21 protein-coding genes are annotated in these 23,993 nt (G+C 61.7%); 13 read left to right on the top strand and 8 right to left on the bottom strand.

Going from position 1 to position 23,993, the window contains the following annotated elements; genetic code table 11:
- Window positions 1-51: 51 nt before the first annotated feature.
- Both EPB08_RS13605 and EPB08_RS13600 read right to left on the bottom strand, forming a co-directional pair.
- On the bottom strand, window positions 52-684 hold the full coding sequence (locus tag EPB08_RS13605) for an HAD hydrolase-like protein (RefSeq protein WP_130619645.1): 633 nt from the start codon (window positions 682-684) through the stop codon (window positions 52-54).
- On the bottom strand, window positions 684-1,862 hold the full coding sequence (locus EPB08_RS13600) for a phosphoglycerate kinase (RefSeq protein ID WP_130619644.1): 1,179 nt from the start codon (window positions 1,860-1,862) through the stop codon (window positions 684-686). The genes EPB08_RS13605 and EPB08_RS13600 overlap by 1 nt, the downstream gene beginning before the upstream one ends.
- Window positions 1,863-1,999: 137 nt before the next feature.
- Between EPB08_RS13600 and maiA the strand changes: the two genes are divergently transcribed.
- A complete protein-coding gene (gene maiA, locus EPB08_RS13595; protein WP_130619900.1) occupies window positions 2,000-2,662 on the top strand; it encodes a maleylacetoacetate isomerase in 663 nt (220 codons plus the stop codon).
- Between the two features lie 6 nt (window positions 2,663-2,668).
- On the top strand, window positions 2,669-3,052 hold the full coding sequence (locus EPB08_RS13590; protein WP_130619643.1) for a 2OG-Fe(II) oxygenase: 384 nt from the start codon (window positions 2,669-2,671) through the stop codon (window positions 3,050-3,052).
- 4 nt (window positions 3,053-3,056) lie between these two features.
- Here the strand turns inward: EPB08_RS13590 and EPB08_RS13585 are convergent, their stop codons facing one another.
- Complete coding sequence (locus EPB08_RS13585; RefSeq protein ID WP_165418503.1) at window positions 3,057-4,172, bottom strand: PilT/PilU family type 4a pilus ATPase; 1,116 nt, start codon at window positions 4,170-4,172, stop codon at window positions 3,057-3,059.
- Between the two features lie 208 nt (window positions 4,173-4,380).
- Between EPB08_RS13585 and EPB08_RS13580 the strand changes: the two genes are divergently transcribed.
- The 5 genes from EPB08_RS13580 to glmS all read left to right on the top strand — a co-directional run bounded on the left by EPB08_RS13580 (window position 4,381) and on the right by glmS (window position 9,614).
- Window positions 4,381-4,848, top strand: a complete 468-nt coding sequence (locus EPB08_RS13580; RefSeq protein ID WP_229238337.1) for a DUF4398 domain-containing protein — start codon at window positions 4,381-4,383, stop codon at window positions 4,846-4,848.
- On the top strand, window positions 4,845-5,468 hold the full coding sequence (locus tag EPB08_RS13575) for a DUF4398 domain-containing protein (protein WP_130619640.1): 624 nt from the start codon (window positions 4,845-4,847) through the stop codon (window positions 5,466-5,468). Before EPB08_RS13580 ends, EPB08_RS13575 begins: the two co-directional genes overlap by 4 nt.
- A 418-nt stretch (window positions 5,469-5,886) precedes the next feature.
- Entirely contained in the window at window positions 5,887-6,114 is a 228-nt protein-coding gene (locus EPB08_RS13570; RefSeq protein WP_130619899.1) for an HP1242/YdcH family protein, read from the top strand.
- 165 nt (window positions 6,115-6,279) lie between these two features.
- Entirely contained in the window at window positions 6,280-7,650 is a 1,371-nt protein-coding gene (locus tag EPB08_RS13565; protein ID WP_130619639.1) for a pyridoxal-phosphate dependent enzyme, read from the top strand.
- Between the two features lie 134 nt (window positions 7,651-7,784).
- A complete protein-coding gene (glmS, locus tag EPB08_RS13560) occupies window positions 7,785-9,614 on the top strand; it encodes a glutamine--fructose-6-phosphate transaminase (isomerizing) (protein ID WP_130619638.1) in 1,830 nt (609 codons plus the stop codon).
- A gap of 52 nt (window positions 9,615-9,666) precedes the next feature.
- Here the strand turns inward: glmS and EPB08_RS13555 are convergent, their stop codons facing one another.
- The 5 genes from EPB08_RS13555 to rfbB are packed head-to-tail and all read right to left on the bottom strand — an operon-like array spanning window position 9,667 to window position 14,508.
- Complete coding sequence (locus tag EPB08_RS13555) at window positions 9,667-11,079, bottom strand: mannose-1-phosphate guanylyltransferase/mannose-6-phosphate isomerase (protein WP_130619637.1); 1,413 nt, start codon at window positions 11,077-11,079, stop codon at window positions 9,667-9,669.
- A gap of 6 nt (window positions 11,080-11,085) precedes the next feature.
- A complete protein-coding gene (gene rfbD / locus EPB08_RS13550; protein WP_130619636.1) occupies window positions 11,086-12,021 on the bottom strand; it encodes a dTDP-4-dehydrorhamnose reductase in 936 nt (311 codons plus the stop codon).
- Window positions 12,018-12,575 (bottom strand): dTDP-4-dehydrorhamnose 3,5-epimerase, encoded by a 558-nt coding sequence (gene rfbC / locus EPB08_RS13545; RefSeq protein ID WP_130619635.1) that lies wholly within the window; start codon window positions 12,573-12,575, stop codon window positions 12,018-12,020. Before rfbC ends, rfbD begins: the two co-directional genes overlap by 4 nt.
- Window positions 12,575-13,462, bottom strand: a complete 888-nt coding sequence (gene rfbA / locus EPB08_RS13540) for a glucose-1-phosphate thymidylyltransferase RfbA (protein ID WP_130619634.1) — start codon at window positions 13,460-13,462, stop codon at window positions 12,575-12,577. Before rfbA ends, rfbC begins: the two co-directional genes overlap by 1 nt.
- Window positions 13,459-14,508 (bottom strand): dTDP-glucose 4,6-dehydratase, encoded by a 1,050-nt coding sequence (rfbB, locus tag EPB08_RS13535; protein ID WP_130619633.1) that lies wholly within the window; start codon window positions 14,506-14,508, stop codon window positions 13,459-13,461. Before rfbB ends, rfbA begins: the two co-directional genes overlap by 4 nt.
- Before the next feature lie 223 nt (window positions 14,509-14,731).
- On the opposite strand from rfbB, the gene EPB08_RS13530 reads away from it, so the two are divergent.
- From EPB08_RS13530 to EPB08_RS13505, 6 genes are all read left to right on the top strand, one after another.
- The gene (locus tag EPB08_RS13530; RefSeq protein WP_130619632.1) at window positions 14,732-15,898 is read left to right on the top strand and encodes a trans-sulfuration enzyme family protein; all 1,167 of its coding nucleotides are present in this window, start codon (window positions 14,732-14,734) and stop codon (window positions 15,896-15,898) included.
- A 124-nt stretch (window positions 15,899-16,022) separates the two neighbouring features.
- Window positions 16,023-16,823, top strand: coding sequence for an ABC transporter permease (locus EPB08_RS13525; protein WP_205746353.1), 801 nt, complete (start codon window positions 16,023-16,025; stop codon window positions 16,821-16,823).
- Window positions 16,813-18,216 (top strand): ABC transporter ATP-binding protein, encoded by a 1,404-nt coding sequence (locus tag EPB08_RS13520; RefSeq protein WP_130619631.1) that lies wholly within the window; start codon window positions 16,813-16,815, stop codon window positions 18,214-18,216. Before EPB08_RS13525 ends, EPB08_RS13520 begins: the two co-directional genes overlap by 11 nt.
- Window positions 18,216-20,177 (top strand): methyltransferase domain-containing protein, encoded by a 1,962-nt coding sequence (locus EPB08_RS13515; protein ID WP_165418502.1) that lies wholly within the window; start codon window positions 18,216-18,218, stop codon window positions 20,175-20,177. Before EPB08_RS13520 ends, EPB08_RS13515 begins: the two co-directional genes overlap by 1 nt.
- 9 nt (window positions 20,178-20,186) lie before the next feature.
- Window positions 20,187-22,820 (top strand): glycosyltransferase family 4 protein, encoded by a 2,634-nt coding sequence (locus tag EPB08_RS13510; protein WP_130619629.1) that lies wholly within the window; start codon window positions 20,187-20,189, stop codon window positions 22,818-22,820.
- On the top strand, window positions 22,817-23,950 hold the full coding sequence (locus EPB08_RS13505; RefSeq protein ID WP_205746352.1) for an acyltransferase family protein: 1,134 nt from the start codon (window positions 22,817-22,819) through the stop codon (window positions 23,948-23,950). Before EPB08_RS13510 ends, EPB08_RS13505 begins: the two co-directional genes overlap by 4 nt.
- The last annotated feature ends 43 nt before the right edge of the window (window positions 23,951-23,993 follow it).

Below are 23,993 nucleotides of genomic sequence, written 5' to 3'. Positions count from 1 at the left end.
GTGACGCTGCGGTCGCGCACTGGGTGCGCTCCTACAGTGGCAAGGCGGGCATTACGCCGCCAGCAACGCCGCCAGATGCTCGGGATCGCGCGCCAGCGCATGCGCTCCCGCCTTCTCCAGCTCTTCCTTGCTACCGAAGCCCCACAACACGCCCAGGCCACGCACGCGATTGGCCACCGCGCCATCGATGTCGAAGTGGCGGTCGCCGATCATGGCCGTTTCTTCCGGCTTCGCGCCAAAGTCCTCGAGTGCGGCAGCGATCATCGATGCCTTTTCACTATGCGGGCTCGACGGGTCGGGCCCGTATAGACGGCTGAATGCACCGCCGAACGGCAGGTGCTCGATGATCGGCCGTGCATGCCGCTCCGGCTTGCTGGTGACCACCGCTAGCGTATGGCCGGCCGACTGCAGGCGGCCGATCATCGTCTCGATGCCGGGATACACCGTGTGCTCCTGCCAGCCGATCGCGTGGAAGCGCTCGTGGTAGTAGTCCACCGCGAGCTCGATGCGGTCGTGGTCATGGTCCAGCAGTGGCGCGAAGCTGTGGCGCAGCGGCGGGCCGATCCAGTGACGCATTTCGGACGGGTGTTCCACGCCCAGCTGCGTCAGCGCATGGCGGACGCAGCCCAGGATGCCGACTTCCGAATCGATCAGCGTGCCATCGAGGTCAAACAGACAGAGCATTACTTGCCTGCGCGTGCCTTGAGGGCCGCTACGGCCGGGAGTTCCTTGCCTTCGAGGAATTCGAGGAAGGCGCCACCGCCGGTGGAGATATAGGACACCTCGTCGGCAATACCGTACTTGTCCACGGCCGCCAGCGTGTCACCACCACCGGCGATGGAGAAGGCCGGCGACGCGGCGACCGCACGGGCCAGCGTCTCGGTGCCATGGCCGAAGGCGTCGAACTCGAACACGCCGACCGGGCCGTTCCACACCACGGTGCCAGCCTTGGCGATCATCTCGGCATAGCGGCGGGCGGTCTCGGGACCGATGTCCAGGATCATCTCGCCATCCTTCACCTGGTCCACCGGCTTCACCGTGGCCGGTGCGTGCGCGGAGAACTCCGGCGCCACCACCACGTCGACCGGAATCGGCACGTCAGCATTGCGGCGCTTGGCGTCGGCGATGACCTTCTTGGCGGCCGGGAGGAGGTCCGGCTCGTACAGCGAGTTGCCGACCGAGTAACCCATGGCGGCGATGAAGGTGTTCGCGATGCCGCCGCCCACGATCAGCTGGTCCACCTTGCCGATCAGGTTCTCCAGCAGGGTGAGCTTGGTGGAGACCTTGGAGCCGGCCACGATGGCGAGCAGCGGATGAGCGGGCTGCTCCAGCGCCTTGCCCAGTGCGTCCAGCTCGGCCGACAGCAGCGGGCCGGCGGCGGCGATCGGGGCGAACTTGATCACGCCATGGGTGGAGGCCTGTGCGCGGTGCGCGGTGCCGAAGGCATCCATCACGAAGATGTCGCACAGCGCGGCGTACTTCTTGGACAACGCCTCGTCGTCCTTGCCTTCGCCGACGTTCATGCGGCAGTTCTCGAGCACCACCACTTCGCCGTCGGCCACTTCGACGCCGTCGAGGTAGTCGGCGACCAGTCGCACCGGCTGACCCAGCTTGTCGCCCAGCCACTTGGCGACCGGCGCCAGCGAGGACTCGGCATCGAACTGGCCTTCCTTCGGGCGGCCCAGGTGCGACAGCACCATCACCTTGGCGCCGGCATCGCGGGCGGCCTTGATGGTGGGCAGGGATGCGTCCAGGCGCTGGGTGGAGGTGATGTGGCCGTTCTCGATCGGCACGTTCAGGTCTTCGCGGATCAGCACGCGCTTGCCGCGCAGATCAAGATCGCTCATGCGGGTAACGGACACGGCGGAACTCCCTATGGCTTGGATTCGTGGTGAGCGCCTGGTGGCGCGAACTACGTATTGTCCCGCCCGCTCACCGGCTATGCAAACCACGCGGCAGGTATTCTAGGAGGCTGGTGTTTCCCTTCGAGGGCATGGACATGGGTCAGGATCGGGTGTTGTACGGCTATTGGCGCTCCAGCGCGGCCTATCGCGTGCGCATTGCGCTGAACCTCAAGGGCCTGACGTACGAATCGCACGCCGTGCACCTGGTCAACAACGGTGGGGAGCAGCATGCGCCCGACTTCAAGGCGCTCAACCCGCAGGAGCTGGTGCCTTGCCTCGTCGACGACGGGCGGGTGCTCACCCAGTCCATGGCGATCGTCGAGTACCTGGACGAAACGCACCCCACGCCTCCTCTGTTGCCTGACGATCCGGTTGGCCGGGCGCGCGTACGGGCACTGGCGCAGGTGGTGGGGTGCGACGTGCACCCGTTGGGCAACCTGCGTGTGTTGCAGTACCTGGTGAACGGGCTGGGCCTGGACGAATCCGCCAAGAGCGTGTGGTCGCGGCACTGGATCGACGAGGGACTGCGCGCGCTGGAAGCCATGTTGTCCGGCCACGTGGCGACTGGCCGCTTCTGCCATGGCGATACGCCGACCCTGGCCGACATCTGCCTTGTGCCCCAGCTCTACAACGCCATCCGCTGGAAGTTGTCGCTGGATGAATACCCGACCATCCAGCGCATCTATGACGCCTGCCAGGCACTGGAGGCCTTCCAGCGCGCCGCTCCCGAAGCGCAACCCGACGCACCGGCGACGTAAGCGCCAATGGCCGGCTTCTGGCGGAACCTGTGGCGCTGGCAGCGCGGCAGGCAGGGCAGCGGCTACGACAAGCTGCTGCTGGGCGGCACCTTATGGCCCTTGCCGTGCGACTGCTACTTGCTGCGCTTTCCGACCGGCGCCTCGGTGCCTCCACACACTGATCGTGTGGAGCAGGGGTGCCACTATCGCCTGAACATCATCCTGCGACCGGCCCGGAAGGGCGGTGACTTCGTCTGCGCCCGCCCTATGCATGCCAGCCGGCGCATCAAGTTGTTCCGGCCGGATGTGGAGGAGCACAGCGTAACGATGATCGAAGAGGGCACCCGTTGGGTGCTGAGCATCGGCTGGGTGCGCGGCGCGCGGGGCGCTGTGACGCGCCCCGCGGCCTGAGGACTCAGAAGCCGAGCCCGTAGGGATCGCTGCCGACCAGTTCGGCCGATTGGGAATTACCGCTTTCGGACAGGCGGATCTTCAGCGCCAGGCCGTCGCGCGAGTCGGCCTTGTTGAGCGCTTCGTCGAGCTCCACGCGACCTTCCTTGTACAGCCGGTACAGCGACTGGTCGAAGGTCTGCATGCCTTCCTGCAGGCTGCGGTCCATCGCTTCCTTGACGTCGTGTACCTGGCCGCGGCGGATCATGTCGCGGATCAGTGGCGTGTTGAGCAGCACTTCCACCGCCGGAATGCGGCGACCGTCCTTGCCGATCACCAGGCGCTGGCTGATCACCGCGCGCAGGTTGAGCGCAAGGTTCATCAGCACGTTCTTGTGCGCCGATTCCGGGAAGAAGTTGAGGATGCGCTCCAGCGTCTGGTCGGCGTTGTTCGAATGCAGCGTCGCCAGACAGAGGTGCCCGGTTTCGGAGAACGCGATCGCCGCTTCCATGGTGTCGGTATCGCGGATTTCGCCGATCATGATCACGTCGGGCGCTTCGCGCATCGCGTTGCGCAGGGCTTCGTGATAGCTGTGCGTGTCCAGGCCGACTTCGCGCTGGTTCACGATCGACTTCTTGTGGCGGTGCAGGTACTCGATCGGGTCCTCGATGGTGAGGATATGGCCCGAGGAGTTCTGGTTGCGATGGTCGATCATCGCGGCCAGCGTGGTCGATTTGCCCGAGCCGGTCGCACCCACGACCAGGATCAGTCCGCGCGGCTCCATGATCAGCTCGCGGAAGATGGTCGGCAGCTGGAGCTGGTCGATGCTGGGAATTTCGCTCTTGATGGCACGGATCACCATGCCCACTTCGCCGCGCTGCTTGAACACGTTGATGCGGAAGCGGCCGGCTTCCTTCACGGCCAGTGCCATGTTCAGTTCCAGGTCGCGTTCGAACTGCGGTACCTGGCCCTCGTCCATCAGCGAGTAGGCGATTTTCTTCACCATGCCGCTCGGCAGGCCGGTGTTGCCCAGCGGGTAGAGCTTGCCCTCGACCTTGATGTTCACAGGGGCACCCGTCGTCAGGAACATATCCGACGCGCCCTTGTCAACCATTAGCTTGAGGAAGTAACCAATGTCCACTCGAATCCCCTAATTTCGTGCGCATTGCTAAGTCGATTATGCCTGCCCACAATACGCTGCGACACTCCGAGAGGACTGAGTGATGGTGCACATCTTTTCCCCGCTGTCAGGCCGCCGTAGGGCGGGTCGGGTAGCGGTTTCGACCCTGACGCTGGCCTTGACGCTGGCGCTTCCCGGCTGCGCGACCACGCCGCCGCCGGACGGGGCCATGAACCAGGCGCAGGTCCAGCTGCAGGCCGCCCGTGACGCCGATGCGGCGGATTACGCGCCGGTCGACCTGGGTTTTGCGCAAAACAAGTTCCAGCAGGCCCAGAACGCCATGGCCAACCGCAAGTACGACGACGCGGCCCTGCTGGCCGACGAAGCGCGTGCGGATGCCGAGCTGGCCCGGGCCAAGGCCCGCCTGGGGGCGGCCCGGGCGTCGATCCAGAACAAGACCAACGCGAACAACCGACTGCGTGAGCAGATCGAGCAGTCGCTGGCTGACCAGCAACAGCAGGACCAGTCTCAGAACGCCGGTTTGCCTGCGCAGCAGCAGACCGGCGACATGCCGGCGCCGCCGAGTTCCTCCTTGTCCGAGCCCATCCCCGAAGGCCAGGGCTTCCAGACCATGCCCCAGAACAACCCGCCGTCCCAGCCTCCGGCGCACCAGGATGATCAGGGAGGCCACCCATGAAATCCTTGACCCTTCGACTTTCCGCCTTGCTCCTGGCTCTGGCCGCCACCGGTGTGGCCCAGGCCGCCAAGGAGGACATGGACGTCGCCCGCCTGACCAACAGCCTGGATCAGCTCGCCAGTGATCCGACCATCGGCTCCTATGCCCAGGCCGAGCAGGCGCGTGCCCGCGATGCGATCAACCAGCTGGCCCAGGCCCGCTCGCATGATCGTGCCCACGCCCTGTACCTGGCCGAGCGCCGGGTAGATCTCGCCCGGGCCACGGCGCAGCTGCAGGACGCCCAGCAGCAGATCAACCGGCTCGACCGCGAGCACGACCAGATCCAGCTGGACGGCAGCCGTCGCGAGGCCGAGCAGGCCCGCCGCGAACTGGAACGCCAGCGCCTGCAGTACCAGATGGAGCAGGAAGAGTCGGCCCGCCAGCTGGCGGCCGGTGCAGAGGCGACGGCCCAGGCCCAGGCCCAGGCCGATCAGGCAAAGAAGGTGGCGGCGGCACAGGCCCGCGTGGCCAACGCGGCCAAGAAGCAGGCCGAACTCGCCGCCCAGGCTGCCAAGCTGATGCGTACCCAGATGCAGCAGGGCGACAACGGCTCTTCGTCGGACAAGGACCAGGGCAAGTAAGTCGGCCGAGGCCATTTCGCAAGGCGCCAAGAAGGCCGGCCGGGTGCGCCCCGCCGGCCTTCTCGTTGGCGGCTTCGAGGCTTCCGAATGCGGGTCGCAGGGTGCTTCGTTCAAGAACTGACAAAGACTTGTTGGTATCGCGCAAAAGACTGTTCTGACAGTCTTTTTTTGACGGAAGTGGGTGCGTCATTCCGTCCGTTTATGACGCTTGCATGACCCTGTCGCCAAGAGTAGGGTCGAGTTCCCAGGGGGCACCTTCGCGCCCTGGGTCACCGACCTGAATCATGCACTCACCCTTCCCCTCCAAACGTTCTCCATGGACCGGTCAAACGGCATGGATCGCGGGTGTGTGCGTGGATTCCTCGTCAGCGGGCACTACTCCCAGGTGCCTGCCGTTCTCTCCAGAGGAGGTTGCATCATGTTTGAAAACCAGCAGCGTGATGATGTCGAAGCTTTGATGAAGGCCGACGCGGAGTTCCGTCGGCTGTACCAGCACCATCAGGAGCTCGACAGCAAGGTGCACGACGCCGAAATCGGCGTGCTTCCCATCGATGACATGACGTTATCGGGCATGAAGAAGGAGAAACTCCACGCGAAGGAGCGGCTCCAGCGCATGTGGGACAGCCGAACGCACCGCATCAACTGATACTGCGAGGTTTCGCATGAACGCGGCCCCGGCGCCGTCCCCAAGGGGATGGCTTCCGGGGCCGCGGCGTATCCGGGGGAAAGTCGGGGGGCATGATGCCTCGGTTATGATCGGGCGCCTTGTCGGTCACCCCCGAGCCGGCGGCGTTCAATCCAAGGAGTTCCCATGACGGTCCACCAGAGTGTCCTCGAACTGATCGGACGTACCCCGATGGTACGCGCCCAGCGCCTGGACGTCGGACCGTGTGAACTGTTCCTCAAGCTCGAAAGCGCCAACCCGGGCGGTTCGGTGAAGGACCGCATCGGCCTGTCGATGATCGAAGGCGCCGAGAAGGCCGGGAAGATCCGCCCCGGCGACACGCTGGTGGAAGGCACCGCTGGCAATACCGGCCTGGGCCTTGCCCTGGTCGCGCAGCAGAAGGGCTACCGCCTGATCCTGGTGGTGCCCGACAAGATGAGCCGCGAGAAGATCTTCAACCTCAAGGCGATGGGCGCCGAGGTCGTGCTGACCCGCTCGGACGTGGCCAAGGGCCATCCGGAGTACTACCAGGACATGGCCGAGCGCATCGCGCGCGAGACGCCAGGCGCCTATTTCATCAACCAGTTCGGCAACCCGGACAACCCGGCGGCGCACATCGCCACCACGGGCCCGGAAATCCTCGAGCAGCTGGACGGCAAGGTGGACGCCATCGTCGTCGGCTGCGGTTCGTCGGGCACGCTGAGCGGACTGTCCAAGTTCTTTGCTGAGCATTCGCCAAACACGGAGTTCGTGTTGGCCGATCCGGTGGGTTCCATTCTTGCTCAGTACATCAACGAGGGGACACTCTCGACCAAGTCGGCCAGCTGGATGGTGGAAGGTATCGGCGAAGATTTCCTTCCCAGCATCAGCGACTTCACGCGCGTGAAGAAGGCCTATGCGATTCCCGACAAGGAGAGCTTTTTGGTGGCGCGCGAGCTGTTGGCGAAGGAGGGCATTCTCGGTGGTTCGTCCACCGGCACGCTGCTGGCTGCCGCCTTGCGCTACTGCCGCGAGCAGACCACGCCGAAGCGCGTGGTGACGCTGGTGTGCGACACCGGCAACAAGTACCTGTCGAAGATGTACAACGACTACTGGATGCTCGACAACGGCTTCCTGGAGCGAGAGCAACACGGCGACCTGCGCGACCTGTTGCTGCGCCCGTTCGCGCAGCGCGACACCGTGGTGGTCGGCCCGAACGAACTGCTGATGACGGCGTATACGCGCATGAAGCTCTACGACGTATCGCAGCTGCCGGTGATGGATGGCAGCCGCCTGGTCGGCATCCTCGATGAGTCGGACGTGTTGATGCACGTGCATGCGGACGAGGGGCGATTCCGCGATGCGGTGTCCACGGCCATGATCACCAACCTGCAGATGCTGGACGTGCGCTCGCCGATCGAGGCGCTGCTGCCGGTGTTCGATCGCGGTCATGTGGCCATTGTGGTCGACGGGGAACAGTTCCTTGGCCTCATCACCCGGATCGATCTGCTGAACTACCTACGACGCAAGGTGCATTGATCGGCGCGAGCCGGTGTGGCCACGATGGCGCACCGCATCGCGCATCCTTCGCCGTGAAAGTTTGTTGAAATCGCGCCCATTCAAAGTCGCCGTCTGCGACCGGATAGTCGCGCCCTTTCGAAGGAGTAACAGCTATGTGTGGAATCGTTGCTGCCGCCGCCCAGCGTGACGTGGCGCCACTGCTAATCGTCGGCCTCAAGGCGCTGGAATATCGTGGCTACGACTCTGCCGGACTGGCCGTTCTGGATCGAGGTGAAATCCACCGCGTGCGTGCCAAGGGCAAGGTCCGCGAGATGGAGTCACTGTACCTGGCTGATCCTTTCCCCGGCAGCACAGGCATCGCCCATACGCGCTGGGCGACCCACGGCGTACCGAACGAAGCGAACGCGCATCCGCACATGGCCGGCAGCGTGGCACTGGTCCACAACGGCATCATCGAAAACTACGCGACGCTGCGTGCGGACCTGCAGGCACGCGGCCACGTGTTCACTTCGGAAACGGATACCGAGGTGATGGCCGCACTGATCAACGAGCACGTGGAGTCGGGCCTGGGTCTGCGCGAAGCTGTGCGGGCGACGGTGCGGGAACTGGAAGGCGCCTATGCCATCGCCGTGGTGAGCAGCAAGGAACCGGGTCGTGTCGTGGGTGCTCGCCATGGTGCGCCGTTGCTGGTGGGCGTGGGCATCGGCGAACACTTCCTGGGCTCGGACGCGCAGGCGCTGATCCAGGTCACCAACAAGATCATCTACCTCGATGAAGACGACATCGCCGACATCACGCGCGACAGCGTGGCGATCTATACGCTCGATGGCGAGCGCGTCGAGCGCGCGGTGAACGAGAGCGAGCTGTCGGCCGATGCGGTGGAGCGCGGTGAATACCGCCACTACATGCAGAAGGAAATCTTCGAGCAGCCCAATGCGGTCGCGGCCACGCTCGAGGCACGCATCGGCCCGCATGGCGTGCTGCCGAGCATCTTCGGTGTCGACGGCGATGAGCTGCTGGCCAGGGTGCAGGGTGTACACATCATTGCCTGCGGTACCAGCTATCACGCAGGCCTGGTGGCCAAGTACTGGCTGGAGGAACACGCGCGCCTGCCGGTGAGCGTGGAAGTGGCCAGCGAATACCGTTATCGCGAGGCGGTGGTGCCCGATGGCACGCTGTTCGTCGCGATCTCCCAGTCCGGCGAAACGGCGGACACGCTGGCGGCGATGCGCGAATCGCGCCGTCGCGGCTATCTCGGCACGCTGGCGATCTGCAACGTACCCGAGTCCTCGGTGGTTCGCGAAGCCGATCTCAAGCTGATGACGCGCGCTGGCCCGGAGATCGGTGTGGCCTCCACCAAGGCTTTCACCACCCAGCTGGCCGCGCTGGCGCTGTTGACGCTGCATCTGGCACAGCAACGCGGCCTGGACCATGCGCGTTATATCGATCTGTGCACCCAGCTGCAGCACATGCCGCGCGCCATCGAGAACGCACTCAAGCTTGAGCCTCAGGTCATCGAACTGGCCGAGCACCTCATTCATCGCCAGCACGCGCTGTTCCTCGGCCGCGGCGTGCAGTATCCGGTGGCGCTGGAAGGTTCGCTCAAGCTCAAGGAAATCTCCTACATCCACGCCGAGGCCTATCCGGCCGGCGAGCTCAAGCACGGCCCGCTAGCACTGGTGGACGAGACCATGCCGGTCATCGCCGTGGCGCCGAATGGCCCGCTGCTCGACAAGCTGAAATCCAACCTGCAGGAAGTGCGTGCCCGCGGCGGCGAACTGCTCGTCTTCGCCGATGGCGAAGCCAGCCTGGAAGGCAACGGCACCCGAGGCGTCACCCTGCGCATCAACGGTGGCGGCGACTTCATCGCCCCCGCGGTCTTCACCATTCCCCTGCAGCTGCTCGCCTACCACGTGGCCGTGCTGCGCGGCACCGATGTGGACCAGCCGCGCAACCTGGCGAAGTCGGTGACGGTGGAGTGATGCTCAAAAGAAAGCCGCTTTTCGGCGCGGCTTTCTTATCGCACCCCGTGACTCAAGAGCGCCCGTAGACGTCTTCTAGCCTGACGATATCGTCTTCGCCGAGATAGCTACCCGATTGCACTTCGATTATCTCGAGCGGCACCTTGCCAGGATTGCGCAGACGGTGAACGCTACCGAGTGGAATATAGGTACTCTGGTTTTCGCCAAGGAGGAAGACTCGGTCGTCACAGGTCACTTCGGCGGTGCCGGAAACGACAATCCAATGTTCGGCGCGATGATGATGCTTCTGCAGGCTCAGGGCGGCGCCCGGCTTCACGATGATGCGTTTCACCTGAAAGCGGTCCGCGGACTCGAGAGAGTCATAGCTGCCCCAGGGGCGGCGGACGATGCGATGGAGTGAATGCTCGGTGCGGCCAGCTGCCTTGAGTTCGTCAACCACCCGCTTGACGTCCTGAGCTGCATCGCGATGGGCCACGAGCGTGGCGTCTGGCGTGGTCACGACGATAAGGTCATCAACACCTACGGTAGCAAGCAGATGGCGATCGTGCGAGCGCAGCAGGGAATTGTTCGTGTTGACGGCGATGGTGTCGCCTTCGCGCAAATTTCCCTGGGCATCGCGGACGCCGGCCAGCCAGAGCGCTGACCATGACCCTATGTCGCTCCAGTCACATTTCACTGGAATCACTGCTGCGCGCTGGGTTTTTTCCATCACGGCATAGTCGATGGAATTGTCAGGGACTCTGGCGAAGGCCTCCGGGTCAATACGCACGAAATCCAGATCGCCTTTTGCCGAAGCGTAGGCTGTGCGCACGGCAGAGAGCATCTCTGGTGCGTGCAGGCCAAGCTCTTCAAGGTAGCGCGAAGCCTTGAACAGGAACATTCCCGAATTCCAGTCATAGCCGCCGTCGGCGACGTAGGACTCAGCAACGGGCAGAGCGGGCTTTTCGACAAACTGTGCTACCTGGAACGAGCCGTCGCCGATAGGTGTGCCGCGGCGGATGTAGCCAAATCCTGTCTCCGGGCGATCAGGGCGGATACCGAAGGTCACCAGCCAGCCGTCCTGCGCGGCAGAGATTGCAAGATCGACGCCGCTCGTAAAGCTTTTGGTGTCACCGATCAGGTGGTCGGCGGGAAGCACCAGCAGCAGAGCATCCGGATCGCGCTCGAGCGCGCGCAACGCACCCAGTGCAATGGCAGGTGCGGTATTGCGCGCGACGGGCTCGAGGATGATGGATGCGCCGTCGATGCCGGATTCCAGCAACTGTTCAGCTGCAAGGAACCGGTGATCGTCGCTGGCCACAACGATAGGAGGCGCGACTTCGGGCAGCAACAGCGTGCGCGTCACCGTCTGTTGGAAGAGCGTCCCTTGACCGGTCAGCGAGAGGAATTGCTTGGGCAGGTTCTTCCGCGACACAGGCCAAAGACGAGTGCCGGAACCGCCGCTGAGGATGAGTGGAATGAGCATGTTGGATCAACCTGTGGCGGAAGTAAGTTCGTCCAGGACATCGTCCAGGCCGTCGCGCCAGTTCGGCAGCGTAAATGAGAAAATTTGCTGGAAGCGTGAGTTGTCCAGCACAGAGTACGCCGGCCGTCGGGCGGGTGTCGGGAAATCGGCCGTCGAGATGGCATCGACCCTTGGCGTGCGTGCGATGAGCTCTCTGCGCCGCGCCTCGTCAAAGATCGCCTCGGCGAAGCCGTGCCATGTGGTGTCGCCACTGGCGACCAGATGGTGCGTGCCTTGCAGCGTTGCGCGCTCAGAGGGCAGCGCCTGTTGCCACTTGCCCAGGGCTGCCAGCGTGCCGGCGACGATCAAGCGAGTGGAGGTCGGGGCGCCGTGCTGGTCTGCCACGACGCGTAGCTCCTCTCGTTCGGCCCCGAGACGAAGCATCGTGCGCAGGAAGTTATGCCCGTGAGCGGCATAAACCCATGCCGTGCGGAATATCATGTGCGGCGCGCCACTGTTTCGCAGAGCGTTCTCGCCCGCAAGTTTGCTGCGCCCGTAAGCCCCGATGGGGGTCGTGCCAGCGTCTACGGCATACGGGGTCGTATTCGTGCCGTCGAATACATAGTCCGTCGAATAGTGAAGGACCAAGGCTTGGTGCGTAGCTGCCCATGCTCCAACAACGCCGACAGCGTCTCCATTGATGCGCGTGGCCAATGCCTCTTCCTGCTCTGCGCGGTCCACGGCTGTGTAGGCTGCGGCATTCACGATCACGCGTGGATGGACACGGTCCAGCAGACTGATGATTGACTCCGGGTTTGCGAGGTCAGCCGCTTCACCTTGGTCGCCACCCTGGATGTTGCCGTCACGCGTCACCGGGACGACGCGACCGAGTGCTGCGAGGCGCCCATCCTGCAAAAAGGTCTGGCCGAGCTGTCCGTTCGCGCCGATCAGGACGATGTTCAAGCGATGCATTCCGGGAGGCGCTCAGCCGCCACGTCCTGGAGCAGCGGTGCGTTTTCATCCTTTTCGGACAACAGAGGCTGGCTGATCGGCCAGTCAATACCGATGCTGGCGTCATTCCACCGCACGCCGGCATCGGCTTCGCGGTCATACAGCGCCGTGCACTGATAGCTGAAAGTCGCAAACTCGGAGACGACGCAGAATCCGTGGGCGAATCCTTCGGGAATCCAGAAATGCCGCTTGTTTTCAGCGCTAAGCATGACGCCGGCCCACTTGCCGAACGTGGGCGAGCCGCGACGGATGTCCACGGCGACGTCGAAGACCTCGCCCTCAAGCACGCTCACCAGTTTGCCCTGCGGATTGGGCCATTGATAATGGAGGCCTCTCAGCACGCCCTTGGCCGAGCGCGACACATTTGACTGGACAAACGTGCGCTCGATGCCGGCTTCCCGATACTTCGTCTGGTTATAGCTTTCGTAGAAGTAACCACGAGCATCCCCAAATACCTGGGGCTCGATGACGACTACGCCAGGCAGGGGCGTTTCAATGACTTTCATCAGCGCACATATCCCTGCTTGGTCAAATTGCTCAGGTATTTGCCGTACCCTGTCTTGGACAAGGGCTGAGCCAGTCGAAGCAATTGTTCCGCGTCGATCCAGCCGTTGAGATAAGCGATCTCTTCGGGGCAGCAAACCTTGAGGCCCTGGCGGTGTTCGATGGTCTGGATGAAATTGCCAGCCTCCATCAATGATTCGTGCGTACCCGTGTCGAGCCATGCATAGCCGCGGCCGAGCTGCTCCAGGTGCAGCGAGCCGTCGTCAAGGTAGCAGCGGTTGAGATCGGTGATCTCCAGTTCGCCGCGAGCGGAGGGCTTGAGGTCCGCAGCGAAATCACACGCACGGCCATCATAGAAATAGAGGCCCGTTACGGCATAGTTCGAGCGAGGTTGCGCAGGCTTTTCCTCGAGTCCGATGACCTTGCCGGCTGCATCGAATTCGGCCACGCCGTACCGTTCCGGATCGCTCACCCAGTAGCCAAAGACAGTGGCGCCGTGCTGACGTGCCGTAGCCCGCTTCAGGCGCTCGGTGAGGCCAACGCCATAAAAAATGTTGTCACCCAAAACCAGGCAGCTCGGATCGCCGCCGACGAAGTCCCGGCCGATCACGAAGGCCTGCGCGAGGCCGTCTGGCGATGGCTGCACTGCGTAATGGATGTTGATGCCCCATTGCGAGCCGTCGCCCAGCAAGCGCTGAAAAAGCGCCTGCTCATGCGGCGTGTTGATCATCAGGACCTCCCTGATGCCCGCCAACATCAACGTGGCCAGGGGATAGAAGACCATGGGCTTGTCGTAGACGGGCAGCAGCTGTTTGCTGACCGCCTGCGTGATCGGATAAAGCCGCGTGCCCGAGCCACCGGCAAGGATGATGCCCTTCTGCATGCTCATGCGCCGAGCCGCTCCATTCGATAGCTGCCGTCGAGAACGCGAGTCACCCACGGCGCGTTGTTGAGGTACCAATCCACTGTATGCGCAATGCCCGTCTCGAAGGTGTGGGACGGATGCCAGCCGAGCTCCGTTTGGAGCTTGCTGGAGTCAATCGCGTAGCGGCGATCATGGCCCGGACGGTCCTTTACGAAAGTGATCAGCGATTCGCGCGTTCGACCACCTTCGAGCGGACGCCGATCGTCGAGCAGCGCGCAGATGGCCCTCACCACTGTGAGGTTCTCGCGCTCGGCATTGCCGCCGACGTTGTAGGTCTCACCGACGCGGCCTGCTTCAAGTACGCGTTGGATGGCCGTGCAATGATCGCCGACGTACAACCAGTCGCGCACGTTCAGGCCGTCACCATAGACCGGCAGTGCTTCGCCTGCTAAGGCTTTCTGGATGACCAGCGGGATGAGCTTTTCCGGGAACTGGAAGGGGCCGTAATTGTTCGAGCAATTGGTGGTCAGCGTCGGCAGGCCGTAAGTGTGGTGGAACGCCCGGACCAGATGGTCCGAGGCTGCCTTCGAGGCAGAATAAGGCGAATTGGGTGCGTAAGGCGTCTGCTCGGTGAACATGCCCGTATCGCCCAGCGAGCCATAGACTTCATCGGTCGACACGTGCAGAAAGCGGAAGCCGTCCGCGGCCGGAGCCGGCAACGCGCGCCAGTAATCTCGCGTGCATTCCAGCAGTCCTAAGGTGCCGACCACATTGGTCTCGATAAAGGCTGCCGGGCCATCGATGGAGCGATCGACGTGTGACTCGGCGGCAAAATTCACCACGGCATCGGGCCGGTGCTCGGAAAGAAGCTTCGCGACAAGCGAGCGGTCACCGATGTCGCCCTGGACGAAAAAGTGCCGGTCGCACCCATCCAGAGAGGCCAATGTATTGAGGTTGCCCGCGTATGTCAGCTTGTCCAGGTTGACTACCTTGTTCCCCTGAGCAACGGCCTGGAGCACGAAGTTTGCGCCGATGAAGCCGGCGCCGCCTGTTACGAGCAATGTCTTCATAGATCCTTATGAGGGCTGCATACAGTTGGGCAATTGTGTCATGCCACGTTGAGGGGAAAAACTCATACCGAAGGAGATAGCGGCATTTGTTCATTCCTTCACTGAGCCGGGCGGGCGAATCTGCCGAAACTAAATGGCGTTTAAGGTGCCTGCTCACTATTGGTTTAATATGACGAGTCTTTAGCCGGGGTTGGGGCGTTGCGTCGCCCATAAATAACTGAATATGAAGGCAAAAAATCTAAAGCACCCGATGGGAATGGGAACTCGCGCCATTCATGCCGGCCAGCATCCTGACCCGGCCACGGGCGCCATCATGACGCCCATATACGCCACCTCGACTTACGTGCAGGAAAGCCCGGGCGTACACAAGGGGTATGAGTATTCGCGTACGCAGAACCCTACGCGCATGGCCTATGAACAATGCGTGGCTGAACTGGAGGGCGGCGTGCGGGGTTTTGCCTTCGGCTCCGGGCTGGCTGCGGCCGCCACGGTGCTGGATCTCCTCGACAGTGGCAGCCATGTCATCGCCATGGACGACCTGTATGGTGGCAGCTACCGCCTGTTCGAACGGGTTCGCCGGCGCTCGGCCGGGCTGGATTTCACCTTCGTTGATCTAAACGACGAAAAGACGCTGAAGGCGGCCCTCAAGCCCAATACGCGAATGATCTGGGCGGAAACGCCCACCAACCCCATGCTGAAGTTGGTTGACCTGGCCAAGCTCGGGGCGTTTGCCAGGAAACACGGCCTGATTCTGGTCGTCGACAATACCTTCTGTTCGCCCATGCTTCAGCGCCCCCTGGAGTTTGGCGCGGATCTGGTGCTGCATTCGGCGACCAAATATCTCAACGGTCATTCGGACATGGTCGGCGGCATCGTGGTTGCGCGCGAGGCTGCCCTGGCAGAGCAGATGGCGTTCCTGCAGAACTCCGTTGGTGCAATCCAGGGGCCGTTCGACTCCTTTCTCGCCATGCGCGGTCTGAAGACCTTGCATCTGCGCATGCGGGCCCATTGCGATGGCGCGCTGACCATTGCTCGCTGGCTCGAAAAGCATCCAGCGGTGGAGCGGGTGATCTACCCAGGTCTCAGGAGCCACCCGCAGCATGGCCTGGCGAAGCGGCAGATGGACGGATTCGGCGGCATCATCAGCATCGAAGTAAAGGGTGGCCTGAAGAAGGCAAAGCGGATGCTGGGACGCTGTCACCTGTTCGCGTTGGCCGAGTCGCTTGGTGGCGTGGAAAGCCTGATCGAACACCCCGCCATCATGACCCACGCATCGGTTCCTCCCGCCAATCGTGCCCGGTTGGGCATTAGCGACGGGCTGATTCGTTTGTCCGTGGGCGTTGAAGACACCGTGGATCTGATTGCAGAGCTGCAGTTCGCCCTTGGCTGACCAGCCCTCCAGGGCTGAATGCGTTAGCGACAAGGCGCGGGACTTCGGGTCTCGCGTCACCTACCTGTATGCAGGCGGATATTCAGGGCGTTACCTTGCCTCGTGACCGGATGACACAAAATTCATGCTGCATAGACCGCTGACACTGATTTACAACCATCGCGTGCTCTTGAAGCGCATGTGTTGGCGAGACATTTCGTCGCGCTACCGCGAGTCCGTGCTTGGCAGCCTCTGGGCGATTCTCAATCCCTTGCTGATGCTGAGCATTTACACCTTCGTCTTCGGCTTCGTACTCAAGTCGCGGTGGCCAGGGCAGGGCGACAACAAGGTGCTGTTTTCCCTCACGCTGTTTGCGGGCCTGATCATTCACGGCGTTTTTGCGGAAACCGCAAGCCGCTCGACGAGTGTCATTTCAGAAAACGCCAATTACGTGAAGAAGGTGGTGTTTCCGTTAGAAATCCTCCCGCTTACGGTACTTGGCAGTGCGGCGTTTCACGCGGGGCTCAGTCTGTGTTTGCTCGTTGTGGCCAACGCGCTGATTGGCACGGGGCTGCACTGGACGGTGGTGCTGGTGCCGGTCATCGCGGTGCCCATACTGCTCGCCACGTCTGGTATGGCGTGGATCCTTGCTTCCCTGGGCGTCTATCTGCGTGATGCATCGCAGATCGTAACCTTCGTGGTGGCATTGCTGATGTACCTCAGTCCAGTCTTTTATCCACTGGCGTCGTTTCCCGAACGCTATCGTCCACTGCTGTATCTGAATCCGCTGACCCTACCCATCGAGCAGTTACGGGATCTCGTAATCCGTGGAGAGGTGCCATCGCTGGTTGGCGTGGCTGCCGTCTATGGAGTGGCCATACTAGTGACCGGCATGGGCCTGTGGTTCTTTGAACGCAGCAGGGTGGGGTTTGCCGATGTCGTCTGAGTTGATGGTTACCGCCGAGGATCTGGGTAAGTGTTACCAGATCTATGCCAAGCCGGCCGATCGTCTTAAGCAGATGCTGTATCCACGCGCCGCACGTCTGGTCGGGCGACAGATGTCACCGCTTTACGGCGAGTTTTGGGCATTGCGTGGCGTAAATTTCGAAGTCATGCGTGGCGAGACTGTTGGTGTGCTCGGGCGCAACGGTTCGGGCAAGAGCACGCTGCTTCAGCTGCTTTGCGGCACGGTCCCCCACACGGAAGGCCAATGGTCGGTGCGAGGGCGCGTGGCTGCCCTGCTGGAGCTCGGCGCCGGCTTCAAGCCCGAATTCACGGGGCGCGAGAACGTACTGATCAGCAGCGCTATCGCCGGCCTCTCCGAGGAAGAGGCGGAGGCGCGCATGGATAAGGTCATCGAGTTTTCAGAACTCGGCGATGTGATCGACCGTCCGGTGAAAACCTATTCGAGTGGCATGTATGTCCGCTTGGCATTTGCCGCGGCCATTCACGTCAATCCCGATCTTCTCGTCGTGGACGAAGCCCTGGCTGTTGGCGACGCGCGCTTCCAGGCCAAGTGCTTCCGCCGCATCAACGAAATGAAGGATCAGGGCGTGACGATCATGTTCGTCACTCACGCAACCGAGCAGGTGGCCATGCACTGTTCGCGCGCGTTGCTGCTCGATGGTGGGCGGCTGCTGGACGATGGCCACCCCCGGCAGGTGACCAATCGTTATCTCGATTTGCTGTTTGGCCGCTCCTCCACTGTGCGCAACCGCGCCGAGGAATCCATGGCCAAGGCCAGCGATCTCGCGCGGCGGGCAGCCCACGAGGTGGGTGACGATTCACTGCTGGGCCCGGTGTCTCCCAAGGCTGAGAGTTTTGTCGCTGGGACTGACAGCCAAGGCTTCAAGAATCGGCTGACTTACAACCAGAGCGAATATCGCTGGGGCGACGGCCGCGCGGAAATCCTCGACTATCTTCTGGTAGGAAATGACTCCGCGGATCCGGCCATGCTTGTTGCCGACGAAGAGGCTGAGCTCTACGTGCGGGCATTGTTCCACACGGACATCGAAACCCCGGTGTTCGGGTTTTCCATCAAGACCATCAACGGCCTCATGCTCACGGGGTGCAATTCGCGCGATGCAGGTGAGGGTTGGGGGACACGTTACCGCAGTGTTCGTGCGGGCGAGACGGTGATCTATCGATTCCGTTTCCGGCCTCGATTCGAGTCCTCCAACTATCTGCTTTCACTTGGCATTGCCGTGGACAACGGCGGAGAGCTGACGCCCGTCGACAGGCGCTATGACTCGATTCTCGTGAATGTCGAAAGCAGGGAACCGTTTTATGGGCTCGTCGGCATAGGCGCGAGCTGCGAATTTCTCACATCGGAACAATGATGACCCAAGAGTCGAACCAGGTTGCTCTTCTTGAGCAGTACGCGAAGCTCCCGGAGCCCTACCAGCCGATCTGGGGCGTGGATGCGAGTCGGGATCTCGCCCGCCGTGCCTGCGACGATCGCGTGGCGGCGATGCTTCCTGTCATTGAGGCGCTTCCTGCCGATGTGACCTTGCGGGTCCTGGACATCGGGTGTGCGCAGGGTTACTTCAGTTTTGCGTTGAAGCGGCGCTTTGCGGAGCTCGGTCGCGAGATTGAAGTCATCGGCGTCGACTACCTGTTGGACAACGTCGAGTTTTGCCGCAAGGTGAGTGAATACCACGACCTGGATGTCCGGTTCATCCATGACCAGTTCGATGCGGATTTCTTCCAGCGTCAGAACCTCGAGGGCGTCGATGTTGTCTTGGCACTGAACGTCCTTCACCACATTCGGGCGCTCAATGGCGATGACGCGGCTAATGGAGCCTTGAGAGCGATCCAGGCACATTCGCGTGTGCTCGTCTGCGAGGTAGCGCAAGCAAAAGAGGCGCTGGACTGGGTGGGGGCGGCCTGGCATTCGTCCGACGACGACTTGTTAAGGGCCTATCCATTTCGTCGAAAGCTGGCTGAATTTTCAACACACCTCACGGCAGTCGATCGGCCACTCTATGTCTGCAGCCAGTCGATGGCCTGGGTGGCCAATCGTTGGTTTCCCTTCTCGACGGCGCTCAGTCGGTCTCATAGCGGCGTACCTGACACGTTCGAGGGCCAGCGAAACTTCCTTCTTGGTCAGGACATCATCGTCAAGCGGTACCGGAGCACCGGCAACAGCGGTGACTTCAATCGCCGGGAGCTGAGCGCGGAACAAGAAGCCCTGGAGCTGCTCGCGTGTGAACCCGATCGTTACCCTCCCGTTGTCGCGAGCGATGACGACGGCGAGTTTCTCTGGCTGGTGCGCAAGATGCTCCCGGGCCGTTCGCTGCTGGACTATCTGGAGGCAGGCGATGCCTTCGATCTGGATAAGGTCGTGCTTGGCGTGTTGGTCGAACTCGCCCATCTCGAAGCGCTCGGCTTTCACCATGGCGACATTCGCTGCTGGAATGTACTGCTCCACCAGGGTGAAGTGCGTCTGATCGACTTCGGTGCCATGACGCGCACCGCGTCCGCTCTTCATCGCGTTGCACTTGCAGCGGTTTTCCTGGAGATCGCGACAGGGCAGATGGGGCGCGCCGAGCCTTTCTATAGCGCGCTGCAACCGCTGGATGCATATCCACCCGCGTGGCGATCACTGGTGATTTTCCTGACGGCCACACCCCAGGATCGATTCAGCTACGCGGGAGCGCTTGCCGTATTCAAGGGTGAGCGTGAATCACTTTCCCTTTCCGATGACCAATGGGGTTTTTACCCTGCGGCCGACGTGCTTCAAGCCATCGAGTTTGAGGGGTGTGGATCTTTTCTTCGCATGACGGCTTACGGAGAGGACCTGTCGCGAGAGATCGAAAAGGTCACTGCAGATGCACGGGCAGAGAGGGCGGCAGCAGAGAGCCGTTTCGCCGAAGCGGTCGCCTACAGCCAGTCGCTGAGCCATGAGCTTGAGCTCACGCGCCAACGCGCGGAAATATCCGAGGAGTACGCTTCCTCTCTGGTCAATGTGCTCCAGGGTGCAAAGGCCAGCGAAGCAGAGCGTGAAGCCAAAGTTCACATAATTGAGGATGATGTTCAGCGCAAAGAGGAGGAAACTCGTCACTTACGCGAAGAAACCCATCGTCTAGAGGACAGGAATCGCGATCTGGAATCGCAGCTGGATCAATCCCGCAACAATCTGGAGGGAGAGGCGCACCGTCTCATGGACAAAATTCGAGACCTGAAACGGCAATTGGGTCAGTCACGCGCCGAAGCCCACCGCTCCCAAGAGACTTTGGCGGCGCTTCGTAGCCGTTTTCGCATGCTCAAGCCATTTTGGCCGCGCGACAGCAGGAATTGAGAGGGACCCATGGCAACGCCCGTATTTTTTACCATCGTCTCGCGAAACTATCTTGCGTACGCACTCACGCTCCTTCAGTCGATTGCCGAACACTATCCGACTGCCAAGCGCTATTTGTGTCTCGCCGACGTGGCGGCGGGCGATCCCGTTTTCGATACAGCGCTTTTCGAGACGGTGACGATCGATCAGTTGCAGTTGCCAGATTTCTCGTCGTTCGTTTTCCGCTACGACATCATGGAGCTGAATACGGCGGTGAAGCCGTACATGTTCGAGTGGCTGCGGCAGCGCCATCCGGACGCCGGATTGTTGTATATCGACCCGGATATTCTTGTTCTTCGCCCGCTTGTCCATGTTGAACAGGCCTTCGACTCGGGTGCATCGATGGTGCTTACCCCGCACTTGAACGCGCCTATGACGGATGACAATTTGCCGGATGAATTGGGCATCATGCGCAGCGGTGTCTATAACTGCGGCTTTGTTGCCATCAATGCGGCGCATCCGCACTCGCGCGACATCATTGATTGGTGGAGCCGCAAGCTGGAGTTTGGCTGTTTCGTCGACCTCGAGGCAGGTCTCTTCACGGATCAGAAGTGGATGGATCTGGCGCCGGGCATATTCCCCGACGTGGCCATCCTGCGGAACGACGGTTACAACGTCGCCTACTGGAACCTCGCGCAACGCCCGGTCGCAGGTTCAGCCGACGGCGGCTATACGGCCGGCGGCGTCCCGCTGGTTTTCGCTCATTTCTCGGGCGTTGCTCTAGCCAATCCCGCTGCATTCTCCAAGCATCAGAACCGTTTCACGGCCGATACCATCGGTGGGCTGCGTCCGCTGTACGACCGCTACCTCGGCCTTCTGGAGCAGAACGGCCAGGCAATGCACTCACGCAAACCGTATGGGTATGGGACGTTTGCAGACGGCGGAAAGATTTCCCAGGCCCTGCGCCGCGTTTACCGGCGCTTGTTCGATATCGGGCGTGCCAATGAGATTCGCGATCCACTGAACATGGACCGCGCCATGTTCAACGCACCCTGCGAAGAGTTGCCCCAGGACCGGGCGCTGCCTGTCAGCCGCGTCATGTACGAGATCTGGTCCATGCGCCCCGACTTGCAGGGTGCCTTCGATATACGAACTCGCGCGGGCCGTGACGGGTTCATTCGGTGGTATCTCGCGACGGCATCTTCAGAGCTGGGGCTCGAGATGCAATACATCGAGCCGATTCGGCAACAGTTCCTGGGGGCGGGCACAAAGCGCGTGGATGGCATGCTTAGCGCTGCCCCCATCAGTGAAGCCCGCTTCGAGCTCGGGCGATCCATGTTGCGCGCCTTGGCCTGGGGTGGGCGCCAGCCGACGTTGGCTCGATGGTACTCGCGCCTTCCGGTGGGTGTTCGCAGCCTCGTTCGCCGCCGCGCATATGCTTTCAACGGCATTGACTACCGTCGCATGGAGATGCCGGCGGCGAGTACGACTCGGCGTGAGCCACGCGCCGCATCTGCCGTTGCAAAGAAGAAGTCCGTCGCCGTGCCGACGGTACCTGGGGTCAACCTGGTTGGCTACGCGCGCGGCGAGTTTGGCGTCGCCGAAAACGTCCGGTCCTATGCGCGGGCCCTCGACAAGGCCAAGTATCCTTTCATCATCCGGAATTTCGATATTGGGGTCGTGAGCCGTCAGAACGACCTGTCAATGGACGGCCACATTTCCGATTCGCTGCGCCATGACGTCAATGTTTTCTTCGTCAATGCGGACCAGATGCATGTCGTCCATGATGGCCTCGGGAAAGCAGCGTTTGACGGCCGCTACAACATTGGGTTCTGGCTGTGGGAGCTGGACAGCTTTCCGGCAGCGTGGGATAGCGCGTTCGATCTTGTCGACGAGGTTTGGGCACCCACGGACTTCGTGTGCGATGCCATTGCCGCCAGGACGAACAAGACGGTAAGGAAGATTCCCAAGGCCATCGAATTCGATGTGCCGTCCGGCATTGGCCGCGATCACTTTGCCCTTGATCGCGATGATTTCATCTTCCTCTACAGCTACGACTTCAACTCCTTCGCCAGCCGAAAGAACCCCGAGGCCGCGATTGCTTCCTTCCGTCGCGCATTTTCCGATGGGCGAGGCGGCGTGCGTCTGCTGATCAAGTCGATCAACGGGCAACGGTTCCCGGATCGACTGAAGGCGCTGGCCGACTCCGTCGCTGATGACCCCCGTATCGAGATTCGCGACGGCTTCCTGTCACGCGAAGAGATGTTTGCATTGCAGAACAATGTTGATTGCTATGTATCACTGCATCGCTCGGAAGGCTTTGGCCTGGGGATGGCCGAAAGCATGTATCTGGGCAAGCCAGTCATCGCCACGGGTTACTCCGGCAACATGGCATTCATGACGCGCGACAACAGCTGCATTGTCGACTACAAGCTCGTCCCGCTTGTGGATGGTGACTATCCGTACTGGCAGGGGCAGCGTTGGGCCGAGGCTGATGTGGAGCATGCTGCGCGGTACATGCGTCGAATGCTTGACGAGCCTGGATATGCGGCGCGGGTTGGCGCAGCGGGTGCCGAAAGCATCCGTCGAACGAATTCGAAGGAGGTTTGCGCAAACGCCGTGATTGCGCGCCTGAGGGACGTGATGAGGGAGCGGTGTACGTGACGATTGCCCGGAATTACAAGGAGGTTCCCCGGGTCGAGTTTGGTTTCATCAATCTGCTCCGTGGTCCGGCCGCGCTGCTGGTGGTTTACTCACACTTCGTTGGCCAGTACCTGGATTGGATTCACCACACCTATTGGTTGAAGCGTTGGGTTGATGCGGTGATCGTGACTCCCATGGCCATCGTGGGCCAGTTTGGGCAGCTCGGCGTGATGGTGTTCTTTCTGATTTCGGGGTTCATCATCTCCCATGTGGCGCGCTCCGAAAGTCAGGGACGTTTCGCCATTCGGCGTTTCTTCCGCATCTATCCGGCGTACTGGTTTGTACTGGCTGTGGTCTTCGTACTTTGGCGGGTGGGCCTGCCGGTAGATGCGACGGACTTTGATGCATTTCGAGACTGGCGGAACGTTGCCAAGCTGGTAACGCTCACGAACTACATCCTGGCTCCCCAGCATGTGGCGCTAGGGGTTGCGTGGACGCTCCAGATCGAGCTCTTGTTTTATGCGTTGATCCTCCTGGTTACACCACTGATCCGGCGCGCGCCTATTCAAGCGATGCTGGCCGAATTGATGCTTGTCACACTCTGTGTTGCGACGTCGCGCGAGCTTGACGATAACTGGTTTCTGCTTGCGGCCAACCTGACCTATCTGCCGTACCTGCTCATCGGGCAAGTGATCTACTTCTATTGGGCGGGCGGGATGAGTGGAAGGGTGGCCATGGCGTTCGGCTGGATGTGCTACCTGGTCGCGGTCTATGGGATGTGGGAGATCCACACTTCGTTCCTCAACCCTGGCGAGTCGCGTGTGCTTTGCCTGATATTGGCGCTTGGCATCTTTGCCTGGGCGCTCAACTTCGGTAATGGATGGGGAACGACATGGCTAGCGAGAAAGATGTCGGACGTGAGCTATTCGCTCTACTTGATCCACGGACCCATTGGATTGCTGATAATCGCCGTGCTCCATCACCGTATCGGCTACGGCAACGCCGCATTGCTGGCTCTGATTAGTGTTCTCGCGCTCGCGTTCTCGATTCACTATCTGGTCGAGAGGCCTGCCATTGAGCTGGGGCGGCGATGTTCAAACTTGTTTCGTGTCTCCGCGTGGGGAGTGCACAAAACCGGCGAGAGTCGATGATCTGATGGTTCATATTCGCCCCTTGATGACCGAATTACCCCCT

Source organism: Dyella amyloliquefaciens, from assembly GCF_004296575.1.
Taxonomy (GTDB): Bacteria; Pseudomonadota; Gammaproteobacteria; order Xanthomonadales; family Rhodanobacteraceae; genus Dyella; species Dyella amyloliquefaciens.
Note: the sequence above shows the minus strand (reverse complement) of the source record. Positions and strands in the feature narration are given on the sequence as shown.

Coding starts and splice junctions, on each gene's coding strand:
- EPB08_RS13605 (WP_130619645.1), bottom strand. CDS start 684: ATGCTCTGTCTGTTTGACCTCGATGGCACGCTGATCGATTCGGAAGTC.
- maiA (WP_130619900.1), top strand. CDS start 2,000: ATGGGTCAGGATCGGGTGTTGTACGGCTATTGGCGCTCCAGCGCGGCC.
- EPB08_RS13590 (WP_130619643.1), top strand. CDS start 2,669: ATGGCCGGCTTCTGGCGGAACCTGTGGCGCTGGCAGCGCGGCAGGCAG.
- EPB08_RS13580 (WP_229238337.1), top strand. CDS start 4,381: ATGAACCAGGCGCAGGTCCAGCTGCAGGCCGCCCGTGACGCCGATGCG.
- EPB08_RS13575 (WP_130619640.1), top strand. CDS start 4,845: ATGAAATCCTTGACCCTTCGACTTTCCGCCTTGCTCCTGGCTCTGGCC.
- EPB08_RS13570 (WP_130619899.1), top strand. CDS start 5,887: ATGTTTGAAAACCAGCAGCGTGATGATGTCGAAGCTTTGATGAAGGCC.
- EPB08_RS13565 (WP_130619639.1), top strand. CDS start 6,280: ATGACGGTCCACCAGAGTGTCCTCGAACTGATCGGACGTACCCCGATG.
- glmS (WP_130619638.1), top strand. CDS start 7,785: ATGTGTGGAATCGTTGCTGCCGCCGCCCAGCGTGACGTGGCGCCACTG.
- EPB08_RS13555 (WP_130619637.1), bottom strand. CDS start 11,079: ATGCTCATTCCACTCATCCTCAGCGGCGGTTCCGGCACTCGTCTTTGG.
- rfbC (WP_130619635.1), bottom strand. CDS start 12,575: ATGAAAGTCATTGAAACGCCCCTGCCTGGCGTAGTCGTCATCGAGCCC.
- rfbA (WP_130619634.1), bottom strand. CDS start 13,462: ATGAGCATGCAGAAGGGCATCATCCTTGCCGGTGGCTCGGGCACGCGG.
- rfbB (WP_130619633.1), bottom strand. CDS start 14,508: ATGAAGACATTGCTCGTAACAGGCGGCGCCGGCTTCATCGGCGCAAAC.
- EPB08_RS13530 (WP_130619632.1), top strand. CDS start 14,732: ATGAAGGCAAAAAATCTAAAGCACCCGATGGGAATGGGAACTCGCGCC.
- EPB08_RS13525 (WP_205746353.1), top strand. CDS start 16,023: ATGCTGCATAGACCGCTGACACTGATTTACAACCATCGCGTGCTCTTG.
- EPB08_RS13520 (WP_130619631.1), top strand. CDS start 16,813: ATGTCGTCTGAGTTGATGGTTACCGCCGAGGATCTGGGTAAGTGTTAC.
- EPB08_RS13515 (WP_165418502.1), top strand. CDS start 18,216: ATGACCCAAGAGTCGAACCAGGTTGCTCTTCTTGAGCAGTACGCGAAG.
- EPB08_RS13510 (WP_130619629.1), top strand. CDS start 20,187: ATGGCAACGCCCGTATTTTTTACCATCGTCTCGCGAAACTATCTTGCG.